General features: G+C 61.8%; 16 protein-coding genes, 2 tRNA genes and 1 pseudogene. 14 read left to right on the top strand and 5 right to left on the bottom strand.

Annotation, left to right across the window (positions count from 1 at the left end; translation table 11 throughout):
• The first annotated feature begins 53 nt into the window (after positions 1-53).
• The 7 genes and pseudogenes from hflK (at position 54) to APH36_RS22440 (ending at position 7602) form a co-directional block, all read left to right on the top strand.
• A complete protein-coding gene (hflK, locus tag APH36_RS22415) occupies positions 54-1235 on the top strand; it encodes an FtsH protease activity modulator HflK (RefSeq protein ID WP_060500378.1) in 1182 nt (393 codons plus the stop codon).
• Positions 1235-2104: a protease modulator HflC gene (gene hflC / locus APH36_RS22420; protein ID WP_060500380.1), complete on the top strand. Its 870-nt coding sequence runs from the start codon at positions 1235-1237 to the stop codon at positions 2102-2104. Before hflK ends, hflC begins: the two co-directional genes overlap by 1 nt.
• Before the next feature lie 301 nt (positions 2105-2405).
• Positions 2406-3593, top strand: a complete 1188-nt coding sequence (locus APH36_RS22425; RefSeq protein ID WP_060500382.1) for an ATP phosphoribosyltransferase regulatory subunit — start codon at positions 2406-2408, stop codon at positions 3591-3593.
• A 56-nt stretch (positions 3594-3649) separates the two neighbouring features.
• On the top strand, positions 3650-4942 hold the full coding sequence (locus tag APH36_RS22430; RefSeq protein WP_016712316.1) for an adenylosuccinate synthase: 1293 nt from the start codon (positions 3650-3652) through the stop codon (positions 4940-4942).
• Positions 4943-6062: 1120 nt separating this feature from the next.
• A pseudogene (locus APH36_RS33270) lies at positions 6063-6167 on the top strand (hypothetical protein); the annotation flags it as partial.
• 201 nt (positions 6168-6368) lie between these two features.
• Positions 6369-7073 carry a methyl-accepting chemotaxis protein gene (locus APH36_RS33275; RefSeq protein ID WP_371058791.1) on the top strand — a complete coding sequence of 235 codons (705 nt, stop codon included), beginning with the start codon at positions 6369-6371 and terminating at the stop codon, positions 7071-7073.
• 58 nt (positions 7074-7131) lie between these two features.
• Positions 7132-7602, top strand: a complete 471-nt coding sequence (locus APH36_RS22440; protein ID WP_060500386.1) for a DUF2867 domain-containing protein — start codon at positions 7132-7134, stop codon at positions 7600-7602.
• A gap of 112 nt (positions 7603-7714) precedes the next feature.
• Here the strand turns inward: APH36_RS22440 and APH36_RS22445 are convergent, their stop codons facing one another.
• From APH36_RS22445 to APH36_RS22460, 4 genes are all read right to left on the bottom strand, one after another.
• A complete protein-coding gene (locus APH36_RS22445; protein WP_060500388.1) occupies positions 7715-9280 on the bottom strand; it encodes an iron ABC transporter permease in 1566 nt (521 codons plus the stop codon).
• The gene (locus APH36_RS22450) at positions 9280-10293 is read right to left on the bottom strand and encodes an extracellular solute-binding protein (protein WP_060500390.1); all 1014 of its coding nucleotides are present in this window, start codon (positions 10291-10293) and stop codon (positions 9280-9282) included. The genes APH36_RS22445 and APH36_RS22450 overlap by 1 nt, the downstream gene beginning before the upstream one ends.
• Before the next feature lie 220 nt (positions 10294-10513).
• Positions 10514-10600: transfer RNA gene (locus APH36_RS22455), tRNA-Leu, on the bottom strand.
• A gap of 87 nt (positions 10601-10687) precedes the next feature.
• Positions 10688-10774, bottom strand: a tRNA-Leu gene (locus APH36_RS22460).
• 271 nt (positions 10775-11045) lie between these two features.
• Here APH36_RS22460 and rnr point away from each other — a divergent pair.
• The 7 genes from rnr (at position 11046) to dnaB (ending at position 18241) form a co-directional block, all read left to right on the top strand.
• Positions 11046-13631 (top strand): ribonuclease R, encoded by a 2586-nt coding sequence (gene rnr, locus APH36_RS22465; protein ID WP_060500392.1) that lies wholly within the window; start codon positions 11046-11048, stop codon positions 13629-13631.
• The gene (gene rlmB / locus APH36_RS22470; RefSeq protein ID WP_060500394.1) at positions 13628-14374 is read left to right on the top strand and encodes a 23S rRNA (guanosine(2251)-2'-O)-methyltransferase RlmB; all 747 of its coding nucleotides are present in this window, start codon (positions 13628-13630) and stop codon (positions 14372-14374) included. The genes rnr and rlmB overlap by 4 nt, the downstream gene beginning before the upstream one ends.
• Positions 14375-14681: 307 nt before the next feature.
• Positions 14682-15107 carry a 30S ribosomal protein S6 gene (gene rpsF, locus APH36_RS22475; protein WP_003249557.1) on the top strand — a complete coding sequence of 142 codons (426 nt, stop codon included), beginning with the start codon at positions 14682-14684 and terminating at the stop codon, positions 15105-15107.
• A gap of 28 nt (positions 15108-15135) precedes the next feature.
• Positions 15136-15366 carry a 30S ribosomal protein S18 gene (gene rpsR / locus APH36_RS22480; protein WP_003249563.1) on the top strand — a complete coding sequence of 77 codons (231 nt, stop codon included), beginning with the start codon at positions 15136-15138 and terminating at the stop codon, positions 15364-15366.
• Between the two features lie 33 nt (positions 15367-15399).
• A complete protein-coding gene (locus APH36_RS22485; protein ID WP_060500396.1) occupies positions 15400-16263 on the top strand; it encodes a hypothetical protein in 864 nt (287 codons plus the stop codon).
• 20 nt (positions 16264-16283) lie between these two features.
• Positions 16284-16730 carry a 50S ribosomal protein L9 gene (gene rplI / locus APH36_RS22490; RefSeq protein WP_003249568.1) on the top strand — a complete coding sequence of 149 codons (447 nt, stop codon included), beginning with the start codon at positions 16284-16286 and terminating at the stop codon, positions 16728-16730.
• A 113-nt stretch (positions 16731-16843) separates the two neighbouring features.
• Positions 16844-18241 carry a replicative DNA helicase gene (dnaB, locus tag APH36_RS22495; protein ID WP_060500398.1) on the top strand — a complete coding sequence of 466 codons (1398 nt, stop codon included), beginning with the start codon at positions 16844-16846 and terminating at the stop codon, positions 18239-18241.
• Positions 18242-18357: 116 nt separating this feature from the next.
• On the opposite strand, the gene APH36_RS22500 is transcribed toward dnaB, so the two are convergent.
• A complete protein-coding gene (locus tag APH36_RS22500) occupies positions 18358-19842 on the bottom strand; it encodes an ATP-binding cassette domain-containing protein (protein ID WP_374754803.1) in 1485 nt (494 codons plus the stop codon).
• Between the last annotated feature and the right edge of the window lie 112 nt (positions 19843-19954).

Genomic DNA, 19954 nt, shown 5'->3' on the forward strand with positions numbered 1-19954 from the left:
GCATTGGACGGCGCGCCGTGGGCGCGTCTTTGCTTTATCAGATGGAGAGCGCTATGGCTTGGAACGAGCCGGGTGGCAACTCGAACAATCAGGATCCCTGGGGCGGCCGCCGTGGTGGCGGTGGCGGTGGCGGTGACAAGAAAGGTCCGCCGGATCTGGACGAGGCCTTCCGCAAATTGCAGGACAGCCTGAATGGCATGTTCGGCAGTGGCAAGAAACGTGGCGGCGGTGACCGCAATGTCGGCAAGGGCGGTGGCCTTGGCCTGCTGGGCATTGGCCTGGCGGTGCTGGCTGCCATCTGGCTGTACAGCGCCGTGTACGTGGTCGACGAGCAGGAGCAGGCCGTGGTGCTGCGCTTCGGCAAGTACTATGAGACGGTCGGTCCCGGCCTGAACATCTACTTCCCGCCGATCGATCGCAAGTACATGGAAAACGTCACGCGTGAGCGTGCCTACACCAAGCAGGGCCAGATGCTGACCGAAGACGAGAACATCGTCGAGGTGCCGCTGACCGTCCAGTACAAGATCAGCAACCTGCAGGACTTCGTGCTCAACGTCGACCAGCCTGAGGTAAGCCTGCAGCACGCGACCGACAGTGCCCTGCGCCACGTGGTGGGTTCCACCTCGATGGACCAGGTGCTCACCGAAGGCCGTGAGCAGATGGCCGTGGATATCCGCGAACGCCTGCAGCGCTTCCTCGACAACTACCGTACCGGTATCACCGTTACCCAGGTCAACGTACAGAGCGCGGCAGCCCCGCGTGAAGTGCAGGAAGCCTTCGACGACGTGATCCGTGCCCGCGAAGACGAGCAGCGTGCCCGCAACCAGGCCGAGTCCTACGCCAATGGCGTGGTGCCGGAAGCCCGTGGTCAGGCCCAGCGCATCATCGAGGACGCCAACGGTTACCGCGACGAAGTCATCGCCCGGGCCAAGGGTGAGGCCGACCGCTTCACCAAGCTGGTCGCCGAGTACCGCAAGGCACCTGACGTGACCCGTCAGCGCCTGTACCTGGAGACCATGCAAGAGGTCTACAGCAACACCAGCAAGGTCATGGTGGCCACCAAGGACGGGCAGAACAACCTGCTCTACCTGCCACTGGACAAGATGGTCGAAGGCAGCCGCAACCCGTCCGCGCCAACTGGCAGCGTGTCGCCATCGGTCAACGATGCGGCCGCACGTGCGGCGCAGGACCTGCAACAGCAACAGCAGCCGCTGCGCACTAGGGAGAGCCGCTGATGAGCAACAGATCGCTGATCGCCCTGATCGCCGCCGTGGTGCTGGCCATCGTGGCCTGGAACAGCTTCTACATCGTGTCCCAGACCGAGCGTGCGGTACTGCTGCGTTTCGGTAAGGTAGTCCAGGCGGATGTTCAGCCAGGCCTGCACGTGAAGATTCCGTACGTGAACCAGGTACGCAAGTTCGACGCCCGCCTGATGACCCTCGACGCCCCGACCCAGCGGTTCCTGACCCTGGAGAAGAAAGCGGTGATGGTCGACGCCTATGCCAAGTGGCGCGTCAAGGATGCCGAGCGCTTCTACACCGCCACCTCCGGCATGAAGCAGATCGCCGACGAGCGTCTCTCACGTCGTCTGGAAAGCGGACTGCGTGACCAGTTCGGTAAACGTACCCTGCACGAGGTGGTTTCCGGTGAACGTGACGCGCTGATGGCTGACATCACCGCATCGCTGAACCGCATGGCCAACAAGGAGCTGGGTATCGAGGTGGTTGATGTGCGCGTCAAAGCCATCGACCTGCCGAAGGAAGTCAACCGCAGCGTGTTCGACCGCATGAGCACCGAGCGTGAGCGTGAGGCTCGTGAGCACCGCGCCAAAGGTAACGAACTGGCTGAAGGTATCCGTGCCGATGCCGACCGTCAGCGCCGTGTACTGCTGGCCGAAGCTTATCGCGAAGCAGAAGAAACCCGCGGTGACGGCGACGCCCAGTCGGCCGCCATCTATGCCAAGGCCTACACCCAGGACGCCGATTTCTACGCGTTCTACCGTAGCCTGCAGGCGTACCGCGAGAGCTTCTCGAACAAGAGCGACGTGCTGGTCCTGGACCCGAAGAACGAGTTCTTCCGCTTCCTGGACAAGAGCAAGCCGTGATGCTCAGGCCCTGATCTTCATGCAGCGGCGCCCCGCCTGGCAGCTAAAACACCAGGCGGGGTGCATCCTGAATGAAAAGGGGTGTATGATGAGGCAGCCGGGAAATTTCCCGGCTTTTTTGCGTCTGCAAGGTTGATTGGCAACGCGCCAGTTGACGGTTTGGTCAGGTCGCAAGGCAATTTGAGGGTATCGGGTACGGTGGCTGCGCTGGGATCAGTGCTGCCCGCTGCTGTGCGCGATACCGGCTTTACTGACGGCTCGCCTGCTGGCAAGCCGCCCGGACCAGAGGGGAAATGGCGTAATGGCAACGGTAGACCGCTGGCTGCTGCCAGATGGCATCGAGGAAGTACTGCCACCTGAGGCTGCGCGCATCGAGATCGCGCGCCGCCAGGTGTTGGACCTGTTCCAGAGTTGGGGCTACGAGCTGGTCGTCACCCCGCATATCGAGTACCTGGAGTCGCTGCTCACCGGCGCCGGCCAGGACCTGGATCAGCGCACCTTCAAGGTGGTGGACCCGCAGTCCGGCCGCCTGATGGGCTTCCGCGCCGACTTCACCCCGCAAGTGGCGCGCATCGACGCCCACACCCTGCGCCGTGAAGGCCCGAGCCGCCTGTGCTATGCCGGTAGCGTGCTGCACGCCCAGCCGCGTGCACTGTCGACCTCGCGCAGCCCGATCCAGCTGGGTGCCGAGCTGTATGGCGATGCCAGCCCTACCAGTGATGTCGAAGTCATCAGCCTGATGCTCGCCACGCTGCAGCTGGCCGATGTGCCGGATGTGCACATGGACCTGGGCCACGTTGGTATCTACCGTGGCCTGGCCCGTGCCGCTGGCCTGTCCGGTGCGGTGGAGCAGCAGTTGTTCGACGCCATGCAACGCAAGACTGTCGATGAAGTGCAGGCGCTGACCGCCGACTTGCCGAAAGACCTGGGCAACATGCTGCGCGCCCTGGTCGAGCTGTGCGGTGGCCGTGAAGTGCTGGCCGAAGCCCGCGTGCGCCTGGGCCGTGCCCCGGCCAGCGTGCTGGCAGCGCTGGACGACCTGCTGGCGATCGCTGACCGCCTGGCGTCGCGCTATCCGGACCTGCCGCTGTACTTCGACCTCGGCGAATTGCGCGGTTACCACTATCACACGGGCGTGGTGTTCGCCGTGTTCGTGCCAGGCGAAGGTCAGTCGATCGCCCAGGGCGGGCGTTACGACGACATCGGCGCCGACTTTGGCCGGGCGCGCCCGGCCACCGGTTTCTCCACGGATTTGAAGACCCTGGTCACACTGGGGCGAGCGGAGGTCGTATTGCCAACGGGCGGCATCTGGATGCCGGACAGTGGTGATGCGGCCCTCTGGCAGCAAGTCTGCCAGTTGCGCAACGAGGGCCAGCGTGTGGTCCAGGCCCTGCCTGGCCAGCCGTTGAGTGCTGCTCTCGAGGCGGATTGTGATCGGCAATTGATTCAGCAAGACGGGCGCTGGCAGGTTCTGCCGCTGGCCCAGTGAGTTTCTGCGTCGGCAGTAGGCCGGCAACCAAGTTTGCGTGAATGAGGACCAATGTAATGGGTAAGAATGTCGTCGTCCTGGGCACCCAGTGGGGTGATGAGGGCAAAGGCAAGATCGTCGATCTGCTGACCGAACATGCTGCCGCCGTAGTGCGCTACCAGGGTGGCCACAACGCGGGTCACACCCTGGTGATCAACGGTGAAAAAACCGTTCTGCACCTGATTCCGTCCGGCATCCTGCGTGAAGGCGTACAGTGCCTGATCGGCAACGGCGTGGTCGTTGCCCCGGATGCGCTGATGCGTGAAATCACCAAGCTGGAAGAGAAGGGCGTACCGGTGCGCGAGCGCCTGCGCATCTCCCCGGCTGCGCCGCTGATCCTGTCGTACCACGTGGCCTTGGACCAGGCCCGCGAAAAAGCCCGTGGCGAAGCCAAGATCGGCACCACCGGCCGTGGTATCGGCCCAGCCTACGAAGACAAGGTTGCGCGCCGCGGCCTGCGCGTAGGCGACCTGTTCCACCGCGAGCGTTTCGCGGCCAAGCTGGGTGAGCTGCTGGACTACCACAACTTCCAGCTGGTGAACTACTACAAAGAGCCGGCCATCGACTTCCAGCAAACCCTGGACGAGTGCATGGCCTACGCTGAACAGCTCAAACCGATGATGCTCGACGTCACCGCCGAGCTGCACAACCTGCGTCGCGCCGGCAAGGACATCATGTTCGAAGGCGCCCAGGGCTCGCTGCTGGACATCGACCACGGTACCTACCCGTACGTCACCAGCTCCAACACCACTGCTGGCGGTATCTCCACCGGCTCCGGCGTTGGCCCGATGTACCTGGACTACATCCTGGGTATCACCAAGGCCTACACCACGCGCGTAGGCTCCGGTCCGTTCCCGACCGAACTGTTCGACGAAACCGGCGCCACCCTGGCCAAGCGTGGCCACGAGTTCGGTTCCACCACTGGCCGTGCCCGTCGTTGCGGCTGGTTCGATGCCGTGATCCTGCGTCGCGCCATCGACGTCAACAGCATCTCGGGTATCTGCCTGACCAAGCTGGACGTACTGGACGGCCTGGAAACCATCAACATCTGCGTTGGCTACAAGAACGAGAACGGTGCCGTCATCGACGCGCCTTCCGATGCCGACAGCTACATCGGCCTGGAGCCGGTGTACGAAGAGATGCCAGGCTGGAGCGAGTCGACCGTGGGCGTTAAAACCCTGGAAGAGCTGCCGGCCAACGCTCGCGCCTACATCAAGCGCATCGAAGACCTGATCGGCGCGCCGATCGACATCATTTCGACCGGCCCGGACCGCAACGAGACCATCGTACTGCGTCATCCGTTCGCCTGATCTGCCCTCCAGGCTGATCTGACGCCGTGGCCCTGAAAGGGGCTGCGGCGTTTTCATTTCTGCGTCGAGCGAGATCAGTCAACCACCTGGCTGAACCTTGGCGTTTATGCCTGCTGTCTCCGGCACAACCCTTGCTGTAAGAAGTTTCTGTAGATGCCATCAAAATAGTGGCGCCAGAAAACACGAGGGTTACACCGTGTCTGCCATCCTCTCACTGTTACGAAGCCGCCTTTTGCGGCCTGTGTTTGTTGCCCTTGGTATCGCTCTTTTGGTGCAGGTGCTGGTTGCCGTTGCGCTTACCCGAAGCACGGTCACTGCCCTGGAGGCCGACCTTGGCGAGCGCTTGGGCAATGACAGCCGTCAGTTGGCCGGCGAACTGGAGCAAGCCGGGCAGGATGTGCGCTCGGGCCTGGACGGTCTATCCAGCAGCACCCGTCAGCGCCTGAGCGCAGGGTTGTCGGCACGGCTGCAAAGCGAACAGCAGCAACTGCGCAGCACCCTGGAAAAGAACCTGAAGGACTCCGCCAACGATATGGCAGAGCTGTTGGCCTCGGTTGCCCCGCGTGCCATCTGGGACAACGATGTGCCTGTGCTTTCAGACTTTGCACGGCGTGCCCAGCGCAATCCCAACGTGCTATTCGTGGTGTACGACGACGCCCAGGGCCAGCACCTGACCCGCTATCTGAACCGGCAAAACCCGATCAACCAGGCGTTGATGGAAAAAGGCCAGGGCGAGCGAGCGCTGGACAAAGTGATCGATGCAGCCCGGCGCGATCCTGCCGTTTACTTCGTCGAGGCTTCGATCAGCCCCAATGGCGCAGAAATCGGCAAGGTGGTGATGGGGGTTTCCACAGCGGGTATCGAGCAGGAACTGAAGGCCCTCGATCAGCGCTTTGCGGCCCTGATCGCCAGTGGCGAGCAACTGGTAGGCGACAGCCTGGTCGGCGCTGCTGCTGACAGCGGCAAAACCCTGCGTGAGCGGCTGGAAAAAGCTCAGGGCAGTGCCGCTGCCATGCAGGCCAACACCGCGCAAACCGTTCGCGATGCTGCCGGCGAGCTGCGCTGGCGCATTGGTCTGGGCCTGGTGCTGGTTGGTCTGGGTGTGTTGCTGGTGGTGGCCATGGTGCTAGGTCGTCGTGTGCTGAGCAAGCTGCGCCTGCTGATTACTGCCCTTGACGACCTGGCGGCAGGCGAGGGCGACCTGACCAAGCGTGTGCCCCTCGACAGCCGAGACGAGATCGGCGACATGGCTTCGGCCGTGAACCGCTTTGTCGACAAGTTGCAACCGATTGTGCGCGAAGCGGGCGAGGTGGCCCAGCGTACCGGTGTGGAAATTGGCGCGATGGCCCAGCGCAATGCCGGTGCCGATGCTGCTGCTGCGCTACAGCGCGATGAAGTGGCAGCCAGCCTGCGCGACCTTTCGAGCATGGCCGATGAAGCCCAGGCCGAAAGCCATGCGATGCAGGCGGCCTTGAAACAGGTGGTGGATATCCGCCAGGCCACCGACGAAAACAGCCGCACCTCGACCCAGCTCGCAGGGCTGATCGAAAACCTGGCTGGCCAGGTGGAGACAGGTTCTCAGGTGATCGAGCGCCTGGCCAAGCAGAGTGAGCAGATCGAAGTGGTGCTGACGGTGATCCACGGCATCGCCGAGCAGACCAACCTGCTGGCTTTGAATGCGGCCATCGAAGCGGCCCGGGCCGGTGAGACCGGGCGCGGCTTTGCCGTGGTGGCGGATGAGGTGCGGGCGTTGGCGAGCAAGACGCAAAGCTCCACAGGGGATATCCAGGCGCATATCGCTGCGCTGCAGAAGGGCGCCAAGGAGGCTGTGGCGACGATCAGCCAGGCCGGGCTGAAGGCCAGTGAAGGGCTGCTGGTGCTGCGTGACAACGAGCGCCGTCAGCAGTCTGTGCAGGCGGCGGTGGAGCAAGTTCACGCAGCTATCGGCCTGGCTACCCGCGCGGCCGAGCAGCAGGCGAGCGGCGCGCAGGCGGTGCGTGGGCGGGTGGAGACTATCCATGCCCAGGCCGAGCGCTCGGCCGAGGTGGTGATGCAGACCACGGCCAGTAGCAAGGTGCTGGATGATCTGGCTGCACAGCTTCGGGCGAGCCTGGGGCAGTTCAGGGCCTGACGCGAATCGTGTGGGGCGGTGCTATGATGGCGGAGAAACATGACAAAGGGAGTTGTTCATGTCCGCCCGACTGGTCGCCGCTCCGGCTGAACTGGACTTTCTTCATCGCGATGGCATTTCCGTCACTGCGCCCATGACCGCCCTGCAGGCCTATTGCGCCATGACTTCGGACGTTCCGGGCTGGCTGGCCATGGCCTTTCGCCTACGCGACTTCATCTCTCGCTGGTTCAACGTTGCCACTATTGACGGTTTCTCATCGCGTAATCCTGAGCGGGTTCCGGCAGTGGGTGAGCGTCTGGATTTCTTTGCCGTCGAGGCTATCAGCGACCAGCAACTGGTCCTGACTTCGCGTGACACGCACCTTGCGGTCATGGTGAGCATGGATCTGGATGAAGAGGGGCAGGGCCGGCAGCACTTGAGCGTCACCACGTCGGTGCAGTGCTTCAACCGTTTTGGCCGGCTCTACATGCTGCCGGTTGGCAAGGCACATGGGCCAATCGTGCGGCGTATGCTGCGCAACATCGCGTGATGTCTGTGATGGCCTCATCGCCGGCAAGCCAGCTCCCACAGGTACTGCGCAGGCCTTGAAGGCGACGCGGTACCTGTGGGAGCTGGCTTGCCGGCGATGAGGGCTTCGCGCTTTATGCCTTGTTCAGGTACATCCGCGTAGTCAGCAGATAAACCGGCAGCCCCGACACCACGATTAGCAATGCCGCGTAAGGCGCCGCTGCGGCGAACTCGACGTTGGCCGTATGCGCCCACACCTCGGTAGCCAGGGTGGTCATCCCGGTCGGGCTGAGCAGCAGGGTAGCTGTCAGCTCTTTCATGGCATCCAGGAACACCAGCGCAAACGCTGCCGCCATGGCCGGGAAGATGATCGGCAGGGTCACCCGGCAGAATGCCGTGAAGCTGCTGGCGCCCAGGGTGCGCGCGGCTTCCTCCAGTGTTGGCGAGGCCTTGTTCAGCGCGGTGCGCACCGGTGACTGCGCCAATGGCAGGAACAGCAGCGCATACGCCAACAGCAGCAACGCCGTGGTCTGGTACAGCGCCGGCACGTAGTGCAGGGCGAAGAACACCAGCGTCAGGGCAATCACCAGGCCGGGCAGGGCGTGTAGCAGGTACGGCAAGCGCTCGGCCCAGATCGCCAGGCGGCCTTTGTAGCGCACCACCAGGAAGCTGATCGGTAGCGCCAGCAGCACACAGAAACCGGCACCGCCAAGCGACACCGACAGCGAAGTGAACAGCGCCTTGGAGATAGCCCCCACCGGGAATGCTGCCGACGAACCCACGCTCAGCCAGTAGCCGAGCATGGCCAGCGGGATACCGCTGCCCAGCACTGCCAGAGCCACGCAGAGTAGCTGCGCCGGTACGGCCCAGCCACGCAGCCGCACGGGTTGCGCGCGGCGTGCCACGCCTTGGCCGATGCGCACATGGCGGGCTTTGCCGCGTACACGCAATTCCAGCCACAGCATCACCAGGCACATCGCCAACAGCACGGCAGACAGCATGGCCGCGTTGGCATTGCTGAATTCCAGTTCGAACTGCTGGTAGATCGCCGTGGTGAAGGTCTGCAGGCCGAGGATCGACAGCGCCCCGAACTCCACCAGCATGTGCAGGGCGATCAATAGCGCTCCGCCGAGCATCGAGGGCCACAGCAGCGGCAAGGTGACCTTGATGAACACACCCCAGCGGCTGCAACCCAGGGTGCGCGCCGACTCCTCCAGCGAGGTGTCGAGGTTGCGCAGGGTGGCGGCCACCGGCAGAAACACCAATGGGTACTTGGACAGGGCCATGACCAGGATGGCCCCGCCCAGCCCTTCGAAGTCCGAGCTCAGCGATACCCAGGTGAAACTGCTGACGAACGACGGTACCGCGAAGGGCAGGCAAAGCACCACGCCCCACAGGCGTCGGCCAGCCAGGTTGCTGCGCTCCAGCAGCCAGGCCAGGGCCAGGCCGACCACCATGCAGGCCAGCGTCACCCCGACCATAAGCATCAGGGTATTGCGCATCAGTCCCCAGACAAAGGGGCGCCACAGCAGGTGCAAGGCTTCACGCCAGCCGGCTTCCCAGGCTTTGATGGCGACATACAGCAGCGGCAGCAAGCTCATCGCCACCAGGAACAGCACAGGCAGCACCACCCAGATGGAGGGGCGCTTGCGGCGCGGCACGAAGCGTACCGGCACCGGCTCGGTCAAGGCAGCGGTCATCAGAGCAGGCCGACCTCGCGTTCAAGCTCGATGGCTTCCTGGGCATTGCCCAGGTCGGCCGGCGAGATTTTCGGCGGGCGCAGATCTTCGAACGGCTTCAGGCCCCGGTCGGAAACCATGCCCTTGTGCAGCGGGTACTCGGCGGTGGTCTGGGTGATCACCCGCTGGCCTTCTTCGCTGGCCATCCAGTTGAGCAGGGCCTGGGCTTCTTTCGGGTGCTTGCTGGCCTTGACTACAGCAGCGCCAGAGATGGTCACCAGGTTGCCGGCATCGCCATCGGCCAGGTAGTAGAGCTTGGTGTCGAGCTTGCCGCGTTCGCGTTCAAGTGCATACCAGTAGTAGTTGTTCACCAGTACCGCAGCCACTTCACCTCTTTCCACGGCTTTGAGGGCGACCATGTTGTTGGTGTAGGTTTTGCCGAAGGCTTTCAGGCCAGTCAGCCATTCTTCGGTGGCTTCACGGCCGTGCATCTTCAGGATGGCCACGGCCTGCTCCTGGAATGCACCGCTGGTGGGTACGTAGCCGACGCGGTCTTCCCACTCAGGGTTGGCGAAGTCCATCACCGTGGTCGGCAGGTCTTTTTCATCGACCTTCTTCGGGTTGTACACCACGATGCGCGTGCGCGCGGTGATACCCATCCAGGTACCGTTGGCGCCTACGTACTCCTTGGGCATCATGTTTGCGGTGGCGTCGTCGATCTTCGCCAGCAGGCCCAGTTCGCCCAGGTTGTTCAGGGGCGGGGACTCTTCGGTGTAGATGAGGTCGGCTGGCGAACGGTCGCCCTCCTCGATGATCTGGCTGGCCAGCTGGTTGCTGCTGCCCTTGCGGATATCGATGTGGATACCGGTCTTGGCCTCGTAGGCCTTGGCGATGGCTTCGCCGATTTCCTTGTGCTGACCGTTGTACATGGTCAGGGTGACCGGTGCGTCTGCCATGGCGGCCGGAGCGCCGATGACCAGGCTCAGCACGGCGGCGGCCAAGGTACGCATCAGCGGTTGCGGGCGGATCGTCATGCGGGTACTTCCTCGCTTACGGCTACATATTTGGAAACAATGGTAAACGAAATCGTTTCTCAAGTGGCCGGGTGACGAGAAATTCATGGTCAGACCATGGTGCAAGAGGATGATTTAGCCGCGAAGAGGCCGGCAAAGGTTTGTACCTATGACCGAAAGAGGAGGGATGCAAAAATCGCAGGCAAGAAAAAACCCACTAGCAAGCTAGTGGGTTTTTGTATGGTGCCCAGGAGAAGACTCGAACTTCCACGACCGTTAAGTCACTGATACCTGAAACCAGCGCGTCTACCAATTCCGCCACCTGGGCAAAGCTTTACATCATCTGCAGAAGGCGACTATTGTCAGCTTCACACAGTAGTAACAGATCCTTGGTCATCTATTACTTGAAAATATTTGGTGCCCAGGAGAAGACTCGAACTTCCACGGCCGTTAAGCCACTGATACCTGAAACCAGCGCGTCTACCAATTCCGCCACCTGGGCACACATTTGAGGTTACTTGATGCTTTACAGCGTCGTTCATCTCTACTACAACTTCGGGGTTGTCCGTCGTTGTGGTGCGCACTATACGGACGGTCCGGGGGGCTGTAAACCCCCCAAGCGAAAAAAATTTCAAAAAATTCAACTTGTTGATTCCGCAGGCCTATTCCTGTTCGCCGGAAGCGCCGGTGGGGCTGTCCAAGGCTGACATTTCCGGTTTCAATACGCCTATGCCAGAATTCCTATCTATATACCCCAAGGTGAACCCCTTCTGATGGCCGATTGGCAATCCCTCGATCCCGAGGCCGCTCGCGAAGCGGAAAAATACGACAACCCTATCCCCAGCCGTGAGCTGATCCTGCAGCGCCTCGCCGACCGTGGCGAACCGGCCGCGCGTGAGGAACTGGCGGCCGAGTTCGGTCTGTACGAAGAAGACCAGATCGAAGCCCTGCGCCGCCGCCTGCGTGCCATGGAGCGTGACGGCCAGCTTATCTATACCCGGCGCGGCACTTATGCCCCGGTAGACAAACTGGACCTGATCTGTGGTCGCGTCTCCGGCCACCGCGATGGCTTTGGCTTCCTTATTCCCGATGACGGCAGCGAAGACCTGTTCCTCAGCCCGTCGCAGATGCGCCTGGTGTTTGACGGTGACCGCGGCCTGGCCCGTGTCTCTGGCGTCGACCGCCGTGGCCGCCGCGAAGGTGTGCTGGTCGAGGTCATCTCCCGTGCCCACGAAAGCGTGGTCGGCCGTTACTTCGAAGAAGGCGGCATTGGCTACGTAACCCCGGACAACCCGAAGATCCAGCAGGAAGTGCTGGTGACCGCCGGGCGTAATGGCGGCGCGAAGATCGGCCAGTTCGTCGAGATCAAGATCACCCACTGGCCAACCCCGCGCTTCCAGCCGCAAGGCGACGTGGTCGAGGTCATCGGCAACTACATGGCGCCGGGCATGGAAATCGACGTTGCCTTGCGCAGCTACGATATCCCGCACGTCTGGCCCAAGGACGTGATCAAGGAAGCGCGCAAGTTCCGCTCCGAAGTCGAAGAGAAGGACAAAGAGAAGCGCGTCGACCTGCGCCATCTGCCGTTCGTCACTATCGACGGCGAAGATGCGCGCGACTTCGACGATGCTGTCTATTGCGAACCGCTGGGCAAGCTGCGCCTGTTCTCCGGTGGCTGGCGCCTGTACGTGGCCATTGCCGATGTGTCCAGCTACGTGCGCCTGGGCTCGGCCCTGGACGTCGAAGCCCAGCAGCGCGGCAACTCGGTGTACTTCCCCGAGCGTGTAGTGCCGATGCTGCCTGAAGAGCTTTCCAACGGCCTGTGCTCGCTGAACCCGCACGTCGACCGCCTGGCCATGGTCTGCGAAATGACCATGAACAAAGCCGGCCAGATGGTCGACTACCAGTTCTACGAAGGCGTTATCCACTCCCACGCCCGCCTGACCTACAACAAGGTCAGCAGCATGCTCGAGCACGCCCGCACCCGCGAAGGCAAGGCACTGCGCGAGGAATACAAGGACGTCGTGCCAGACCTGAAGAACCTGTACAACCTGTACAAGGTGCTGGTAGATGCCCGTCACACCCGAGGCGCCATCGACTTCGAAACCCAGGAAACCCGCATCATCTTCGGCGACCAGCGCAAGATCGCGGAAATCCGCCCGACCGTGCGCAACGATGCCCACAAGCTGATCGAGGAATGCATGCTGGCGGCCAACGTGGCCACCGCCGAGTTCCTGCAAAAGCACGGCGTGCCAGCCCTGTACCGCGTGCACGACGGCCCGCCGCCGGAGCGCCTGGAAAAGCTGCGCGCCTTCCTCGGTGAGCTGGGCCTGAGCCTGCACAAAGGCAAGGACCCTTCACCGAAGGATTACCAGGCCCTGCTGGCGAGCATCGCCGGGCGCCCGGACTTCCACCTGATCCAGACCGTGATGCTGCGTTCGCTGAGCCAGGCCGTGTACAGCACCGAGAACAATGGCCACTTCGGCCTGAACTACGAGGCGTACACCCACTTCACCTCGCCGATCCGCCGTTACCCGGACCTGCTGGTGCACCGCGCCATCCGCAGTATCATCCGTTCCAAGGTCGATACCCCGCACGTCAAGCGTGCCGGCGCCATGAGCATTCCCAAGGCGCGTATCTACCCGTACGACGAGAACACCCTGGAGCAACTCGGCGAGCAGTGCTCGATGACCGAGCGCCGGGCCGACGAAGCCACCCGTGACGTGGTGAACTGGCTCAAGTGCGAGTTCATGAAGGATCGCGTGGGCGAGACCTTCCCGGGTGTCATCACTGCCGTGACCGGTTTCGGCCTGTTCGTCGAACTGACCGACATTTACGTAGAGGGCCTAGTGCACGTCAGTGCGCTGCCGGGCGACTACTACCACTTCGACCCTGTGCACCACCGTCTGTCGGGCGAGCGCACCGGGCGCAGCTTCCGCTTGGGCGACACCATCGAAGTCAAGGTCATGCGTGTTGACCTGGACGAGCGCAAGATCGACTTCGAAGTGTCGGAAAAGACCCTCGCCGCACCGATCGGCCGCAAGCAGCGCGGCGCCGCGCCAGCAGCCGACAAGGTTGAGCAGCAGCCGGTGACCGAAGCGAAAGCCACGCCTAAACCGCGTAGCCGCAAGAGCGAAACCGCCGAGGCGTACTTCCCGAAAGACGCCGTGCAGCGTAACGCCGAAGTGCGCAAGAGCCGCGAAATGAAAAAGGCGCTGATGAGCGAGGCACGCAGTGGCGGCCATGCCAGCAGCAAGTCGGACAAAGGTGGCAAGTCCTCCGGTTCCGGCAAGCCAACCAAGCACCGTAAAGGCCCGCCGAAGTCCGGTGCGCCACGCAAGAGCAAGAGCAAGTCATGAGTCAGCTGGAAAAGATCTACGGCGTGCACGCCGTGCAGGCATTGCTGCAGCACCATCCGAAGCGGGTCAAGCAGATCTGGCTGTCGGAAGGGCGCAGCGAGCCACGCCTGGAAACCTTGCTGGCGCTAGCGGCGGAAAACCGCGTGCCGGTCGGCCAGGCCGAGCGCCGTGAGCTGGATGCCTGGGTAGAGGGCGTGCACCAGGGCGTGGTCGCCGAGGTCAGCCCAAGCCAGGTGTGGGGTGAGTTGATGCTCGAAGAGTTGCTTGAGCGCACCGAAACCCCGCCGCTGATCCTGGTGCTGGACGGTGTGACCGACCCGCACAACCTGGGCGCCTGCCTGCGTACGGCCGATGCGGCGGGTGCCACGGCCGTGATCGTGCCCAAGGATAAATCGGCCACGCTAACGCCGGTTGTGCGCAAGGTGGCCTGCGGTGCGGCAGAGGTGATCCCGCTGGTGGCCGTGACTAACCTGGCGCGTACGCTGGAGAAGCTGCAGCAGCGCGGCCTGTGGGTGGTGGGCACTGCCGGCGAGGCCGAGCAGGAGATCTACCAGCAGGACCTGACCGGGCCACTGGTGATGATCATGGGCGCGGAAGGCAAGGGCATGCGTCGGCTGACCCGCGAACATTGCGACTTCCTGGTGAAGTTGCCGATGGGCGGCAGCGTCAGCAGCCTGAACGTTTCGGTGGCGACCGGCGTTTGCCTGTTCGAAGCCGTGCGCCAGCGTCAGGCCAAGCGCTGATCGCGTAAGCCTGTTCCGGCCTCTTCGCGGGCAAGCCCGCTCCCACAGGATCCGCACCTGATTCGAGTGTGGTGCGCGCCTGTGGGAGCGGCCTTGCCCGCGAAGAGGCCGATAGCCTGTGAATATGTTTCTGACTGTTCAAATATTCGCCAATTGCCTTGCTTGTGCGCTACGCCTTCTCTACAATTGCGCCCCTTGCCGAGCTGGCAGGCGCTCATGTGCCTCCCCTCCGTGCAAGACATACAGTGTCATTCACTCCTTGTCTGACCAGATTCACTGGCAGACTACTAACCCGTAAGGAGCATTCATGCGTCATTACGAAATCATCTTCCTGGTTCACCCGGACCAGAGCGAACAAGTCGGCGGCATGGTTGAGCGTTACACCAAGCTGATCGAAGAAGATGGTGGCAAAATCCACCGCCTGGAAGACTGGGGCCGTCGTCAACTGGCCTACGCAATCAACAATGTTCACAAGGCTCACTACGTGATGCTGAACGTTGAGTGCACCGGCAAGGCCCTGGCCGAGCTGGAAGACAACTTCCGCTACAACGATGCCGTTATCCGTAACCTGGTCATCCGTCGCGACGAAGCCGTTACCGGCCAGTCCGAGATGCTGAAGGCTGAAGAGAACCGCAGCGAGCGCCGTGAGCGTCGCGAGCGTCCTGAGCATGCTGACTCCGCCGAAGGCGACGACAGCAATGACAGCGACTCCAGCGATAACGCTGACGAGTAATCCACGGACCTTTAGAGGAGCCTATTAAATGGCACGTTTCTTCCGTCGTCGTAAATTCTGCCGCTTCACTGCTGAAGACGTGAAAGAGATCGACTTCAAAGATCTCAACACCCTGAAAGCTTACGTATCCGAAACCGGCAAGATCGTTCCAAGCCGTATCACCGGTACCAAAGCTCGTTATCAGCGTCAGCTGGCTACCGCTATCAAGCGCGCCCGCTTCCTGGCCCTGCTGCCCTACACCGACAGCCACGGCCGCTGAGACCGGGTCGTCGACAAGCAGTAAGGGATTAGCATGCGAGCGTTAGCAAGTTTCATCATGCGCGGTCGTGTGCAGGCCACCCTGGTGGTGGTCATCAGCGCGGTACTGCCGCTGCTGTTCTGGTTGAGTGCCGCTGCCGGCAGCCTTGTGCTGCTGCGGCGTGGGTTCAAGGATGCTACAACGGTCATCGTCGGCGGCCTGCTGGCCGGGCTGGCCGTGTGGGTCATGGGCGATCCCATCACCTTTCTGGTGATTGCGGGTGCCCTGGCCCTGGCCGCCATGCTGCGTGCCGAGCATCCCTGGAGCCGGGTGTTGCTGGCCAGTGCCGTGTTCGCCGTGGCGTTTAGCCTCGTGCTTGATCTGGCGCTGGCGCAAACCTTCGATGTGCTGGCCAAGGCGTTTGCCGAAGCCATGCCGAAAATCGAGGGGCAACCGGTGCTCTCCGGTGAGCTGATCCGCCCTGTGCTGGTCGCTTCCACAGCAGTGACGGTGCAATTGTTCAGTGTGTTGGCGTTAATGCTGGCGCGCTACTGGCAGGCAGCGTTGTACAACCCTGGAGGCTTCGGTCGCGAGTTTCGCGAACTGAAGTTGCCGAAACAGACCATGGCGGTCTTGGTGGCAGTGATGGTGGTGGCGCCGTTTATCGGCCCGCAGTTCATCATCCTGGCATCGGCTTCCAGCCTGGTTCTGGTGCTGGCCGGCATCGCCTTGATGCACGGGCTGGTGGCACAGGGTCGACTGGCCGGTTTCTGGCTGGTAGGCATGTACGTGACGCTGCCGCTGATCATGCAGCTGATTTATCCGTTGCTGGTGGTTTTGGCCATTGTCGACAGCCTGATTGATTTTCGCGGTCGCAAGTCCCCCAAGGGGAATGACTCCGCGAACGGTGAAGGTTAAAAGTTAAGAGGTTTTACCAAATGGAACTGATCCTGCTGGAAAAAGTCGCTAACCTGGGCAACCTGGGCGACAAAGTAAAAGTTAAGGCTGGTTACGGCCGTAACTTCCTGCTGCCATTCGGCAAGGCCACCGTTGCCAACGCCGCCAACCTGGCTGCGTTCGAAGAGCGTCGCGCCGAGCTGGAAAAAGCAGCCGCTGACAAGAAAGCTTCGGCTGAAAGCCGCGCTGCCCAACTGGCCGAGCTGGAAGTGACCATCACTGCCACCGCTGGCGACGAAGGCAAGCTGTTCGGTTCGATCGGCACCCACGACATCGCTGACGCCCTGACCGCCTCCGGCGTTGAAGTGGCTAAAGCTGAAGTTCGTCTGCCGAACGGCACCATCCGTCAGGTTGGCGAATACGACGTAGCCGTGCACCTGCACAGCGACGTTGAAGCCACCGTACGCGTGGTTGTCGTAGCTGCCTAAGCTGCGCTGACTGGCTGGCTCCTTGCGAGCCAGGCGGTTAACATCGGGCACGGTCCTGTTTTCGACAGGCCGTGCCCTTTGTCTTTTTCATCCTCCAGAATTCTTTCGTGGCCATGAACGAGATCACCAACTCCGAACAGCTAGACCTGCAAACCGCAGCCCTGAAGGTGCCGCCGCATTCCATCGAGGCCGAACAGGCCGTGCTCGGTGGCCTGATGCTGGACAATAACGCCTGGGAGCGAGTGCTGGATCAGGTGTCGGATGGCGACTTCTACCGGCATGACCACCGCCTGATCTTCCGTGCCGTGCACAAGTTGGCCGACGCCAACCAGCCATTCGACGTGGTAACCCTGCACGAGCAGCTGGATAAAGAAGGCCTCTCTTCGCAAATCGGCGGCCTGGCGTACCTGGCCGAGCTGGCCAAGAACACCCCGTCGGTGGCCAACATCAAGGCCTATGCCGCGATCATTCGCGAGCGGGCCACATTGCGCCAACTGATCAGCATCAGTACCGACATCGCCGACAACGCCTTCAACCCGCAGGGGCGTAACGCCGAAGAAATCCTCGACGATGCCGAACGGCAGATCTTCCAGATCGCCGAGGCGCGGCCGAAAACCGGTGGCCCGGTAGGCGTCAACGAGCTGTTGACCATGGCCATCGACCGCATCGATACGCTGTTCAACTCCGACAGCGATATCACTGGCGTGTCCACCGGCTTTACCGACCTGGATGAAAAAACCAGTGGCTTGCAGGCTGCCGACCTGATCATCGTCGCGGGCCGTCCGTCGATGGGTAAGACCACCTTCGCCATGAACCTGGTTGAAAACGCCGTGCTGCGTACCGACAAGGCAGTGCTGGTGTTCTCCCTCGAGATGCCAGGCGAATCGCTGATCATGCGTATGCTTTCGTCGCTGGGCCGTATCGACCAGACCAAGGTGCGTTCCGGTCAGCTGGACGACGATGACTGGCCGCGCCTGACCTCGGCGGTGAACCTGCTCAACGACCGCAAGCTGTTCATCGACGATACCGCTGGCATCAGCCCCTCGGAAATGCGCGCCCGTACCCGTCGGCTGGCCCGTGAGCACGGCGAAATCGCCATGATCATGGTCGACTACCTGCAGTTGATGCAGATTCCGGGGTCGGCTGGCGACAACCGGACAAACGAAATTTCCGAAATCTCCCGCTCGCTCAAGGCCCTGGCCAAGGAATTCAACTGCCCGGTCATCGCCTTGTCGCAGCTGAACCGCTCCCTGGAACAGCGCCCGAACAAACGCCCGGTGAACTCCGACTTGCGTGAATCCGGTGCTATCGAGCAGGACGCCGACGTGATCATGTTCGTGTACCGCGACGAGGTGTACCACCCCGAGACCGAGCACAAGGGCGTGGCGGAAATCATCATCGGTAAGCAGCGTAACGGCCCCATCGGCTTTGTGCGCCTGGCGTTCATCGGCAAGTACACCCGCTTCGAGAACCTCGCGCCGGGTATGTACAACTTCGATGATGATGAATAAAGCGCGGTTTAATTAGGCTGCGAATATCTACCGGCTTAACAGGAACTCTGTGGGAGCGGCTTCAGCCGCGAAGAATCCATCGCGGAGGATGGCACCGGCTATGCCAGTGTTCGCGGCTAAAGCCGCTCCCACAGGGTGTGCGGTGCGCCTGCTGGCTCAGCGTTCTGAGCGATCTTCGTTCTTGCTTGACTGACGATGCGCCCCTCGCTCAGGGTGATAACCCGGTCAAACCGCGACAACGCGCTCTGATCATGCGTCACGCAGATCAATCCCTTCCCTTGGAATGTTTCGAATAACAGGTCCCAGGTGCGCTCTGACGATCCGGCATCAAGCCCAGCTGTGGGCTCGTCAAAGAAATTGAATTCGCCGGGCCGGTTAAGCAAGCGTAGCAACGTCAGCCTGCGTGCTTCTCCACCCGAAATGGATTCTGCGCGTGCGTCCAGTTCAAGCTCGTACCAGTCTTTGCTTAGCCCCAGGCACTCAAGCCATCGTTCGATTTGAGCGCGATCATGAGCATGCTCGAACAATACCGCCCGGGGCATCGAACCGGGTATGAAGTGCGCATCCTGAGGGCAGAGTCGTAAACTATTGAACTGCTCACGCCCGTCGAGTGCAGATAGGCACCTGCCGTGCAAGTGAACATGCCTGCGCAACTGGAATACCGTTCCTGCCAGCGCATGCAGAAGTGTGGACTTGCCGCACCCGCTGGGCCCAACCAGCGCAACCCGTTCTCCTGCACGAATTACCAAAGGCTCATCGATCAGCAGTTGCAGCGCGTTTCGGGCGCTGAGTTGGCAGGGGGTAATGCAAAGCCATGCGTTTTCATCTGAGGGCTCTGCCTTTATGGATTCTGTCGGGCCGAACACCGGAAGTTGCAACCAGTGTTCGAGTTTGCGTTTGTCGAGCCGGAACTGATCGAGCAATCGCCAGGCTTCCGCCAGTTGTGCAACGCCTGTGAGCAGTCCACTCACCAGCGTGAATAGCGCAACAAGCTCGCCTAGGCTCAGGTGCGGTGTTGCCTGAGATTGATCATGGATGCCCCACATGAGCAATCCGCCACTGCCCAGGCCAATGAACAACGTACGCAGGCCCTGGAGCCATCCGCCACTGTGGGCAACCCGTACCGCTGAGTCGGCATAGCCCGAGAGTGTCTGGTGGACGGGACTCATTGCTGCATCTTCGGCCCTCTCCAGCTTGACCGTTGATGCGCTGGCGAAGGTATCCACCCATTGTTCCGCCAGTTCGTCTTCTCGTGAGTTGACTGCTTCGATATGTCGCCGACGCCAGCGCACCAGACGATCATTGGCCCACAGATATGCCAGGCTCAAGGGTACGAGGCCGATCAGTACCGAAGTAGCATCCAAGTAGGCGAAGAGCGTAATCAACACTGCAGCTTCTGCCAGTACCGGCCATGCCGAGCCAATCAGAAAGCCCAGCCATCGCTCCTGTGCCGTTATCCCTCTATCCAGTACCTTTACCAGCGTTCCGCCATGGAGTTGTCCATAGGCTTCGAAGCGTTTGTCCAGCAATGCTCGACACCAGCGGATAGAGAGTTGTTTCACGCGTTCCTGGCAGAGGCGCGCAAGGCACCAGGCTTGCAAAGGGGTCAGCGAGGCTTGCAGTGCGATCAGACTTGCGAAGGCACCGAGCAGAAACAGGGAAGACGAGGCTGAGTGGACAGGTTGTCGATGATGTCAGCCAGGATCAGGGCTG

The sequence above is a fragment of the Pseudomonas sp. NBRC 111133 genome, assembly GCF_001320605.1.
GTDB classification, from domain to species: Bacteria; Pseudomonadota; Gammaproteobacteria; order Pseudomonadales; family Pseudomonadaceae; genus Aquipseudomonas; species Aquipseudomonas monteilii.

What these genes read in the sequence shown, in the direction of transcription:
- rlmB (WP_060500394.1), top strand. Translation starts at nt 13,628, where the DNA reads ATGAGTCAGCTGGAAAAGATCTACGGCGTGCACGCCGTGCAGGCATTG.
- rpsR (WP_003249563.1), top strand. Translation starts at nt 15,136, where the DNA reads ATGGCACGTTTCTTCCGTCGTCGTAAATTCTGCCGCTTCACTGCTGAA.
- rplI (WP_003249568.1), top strand. Translation starts at nt 16,284, where the DNA reads ATGGAACTGATCCTGCTGGAAAAAGTCGCTAACCTGGGCAACCTGGGC.
- APH36_RS22450 (WP_060500390.1), bottom strand. Translation starts at nt 10,293, where the DNA reads ATGACGATCCGCCCGCAACCGCTGATGCGTACCTTGGCCGCCGCCGTG.
- dnaB (WP_060500398.1), top strand. Translation starts at nt 16,844, where the DNA reads ATGAACGAGATCACCAACTCCGAACAGCTAGACCTGCAAACCGCAGCC.
- hflK (WP_060500378.1), top strand. Translation starts at nt 54, where the DNA reads ATGGCTTGGAACGAGCCGGGTGGCAACTCGAACAATCAGGATCCCTGG.
- APH36_RS22425 (WP_060500382.1), top strand. Translation starts at nt 2,406, where the DNA reads ATGGCAACGGTAGACCGCTGGCTGCTGCCAGATGGCATCGAGGAAGTA.
- rpsF (WP_003249557.1), top strand. Translation starts at nt 14,682, where the DNA reads ATGCGTCATTACGAAATCATCTTCCTGGTTCACCCGGACCAGAGCGAA.
- APH36_RS22445 (WP_060500388.1), bottom strand. Translation starts at nt 9,280, where the DNA reads ATGACCGCTGCCTTGACCGAGCCGGTGCCGGTACGCTTCGTGCCGCGC.
- APH36_RS22485 (WP_060500396.1), top strand. Translation starts at nt 15,400, where the DNA reads ATGCGAGCGTTAGCAAGTTTCATCATGCGCGGTCGTGTGCAGGCCACC.
- APH36_RS22430 (WP_016712316.1), top strand. Translation starts at nt 3,650, where the DNA reads ATGGGTAAGAATGTCGTCGTCCTGGGCACCCAGTGGGGTGATGAGGGC.
- rnr (WP_060500392.1), top strand. Translation starts at nt 11,046, where the DNA reads ATGGCCGATTGGCAATCCCTCGATCCCGAGGCCGCTCGCGAAGCGGAA.
- APH36_RS22440 (WP_060500386.1), top strand. Translation starts at nt 7,132, where the DNA reads ATGTCCGCCCGACTGGTCGCCGCTCCGGCTGAACTGGACTTTCTTCAT.
- APH36_RS33275 (WP_371058791.1), top strand. Translation starts at nt 6,369, where the DNA reads ATGGCCGATGAAGCCCAGGCCGAAAGCCATGCGATGCAGGCGGCCTTG.
- hflC (WP_060500380.1), top strand. Translation starts at nt 1,235, where the DNA reads ATGAGCAACAGATCGCTGATCGCCCTGATCGCCGCCGTGGTGCTGGCC.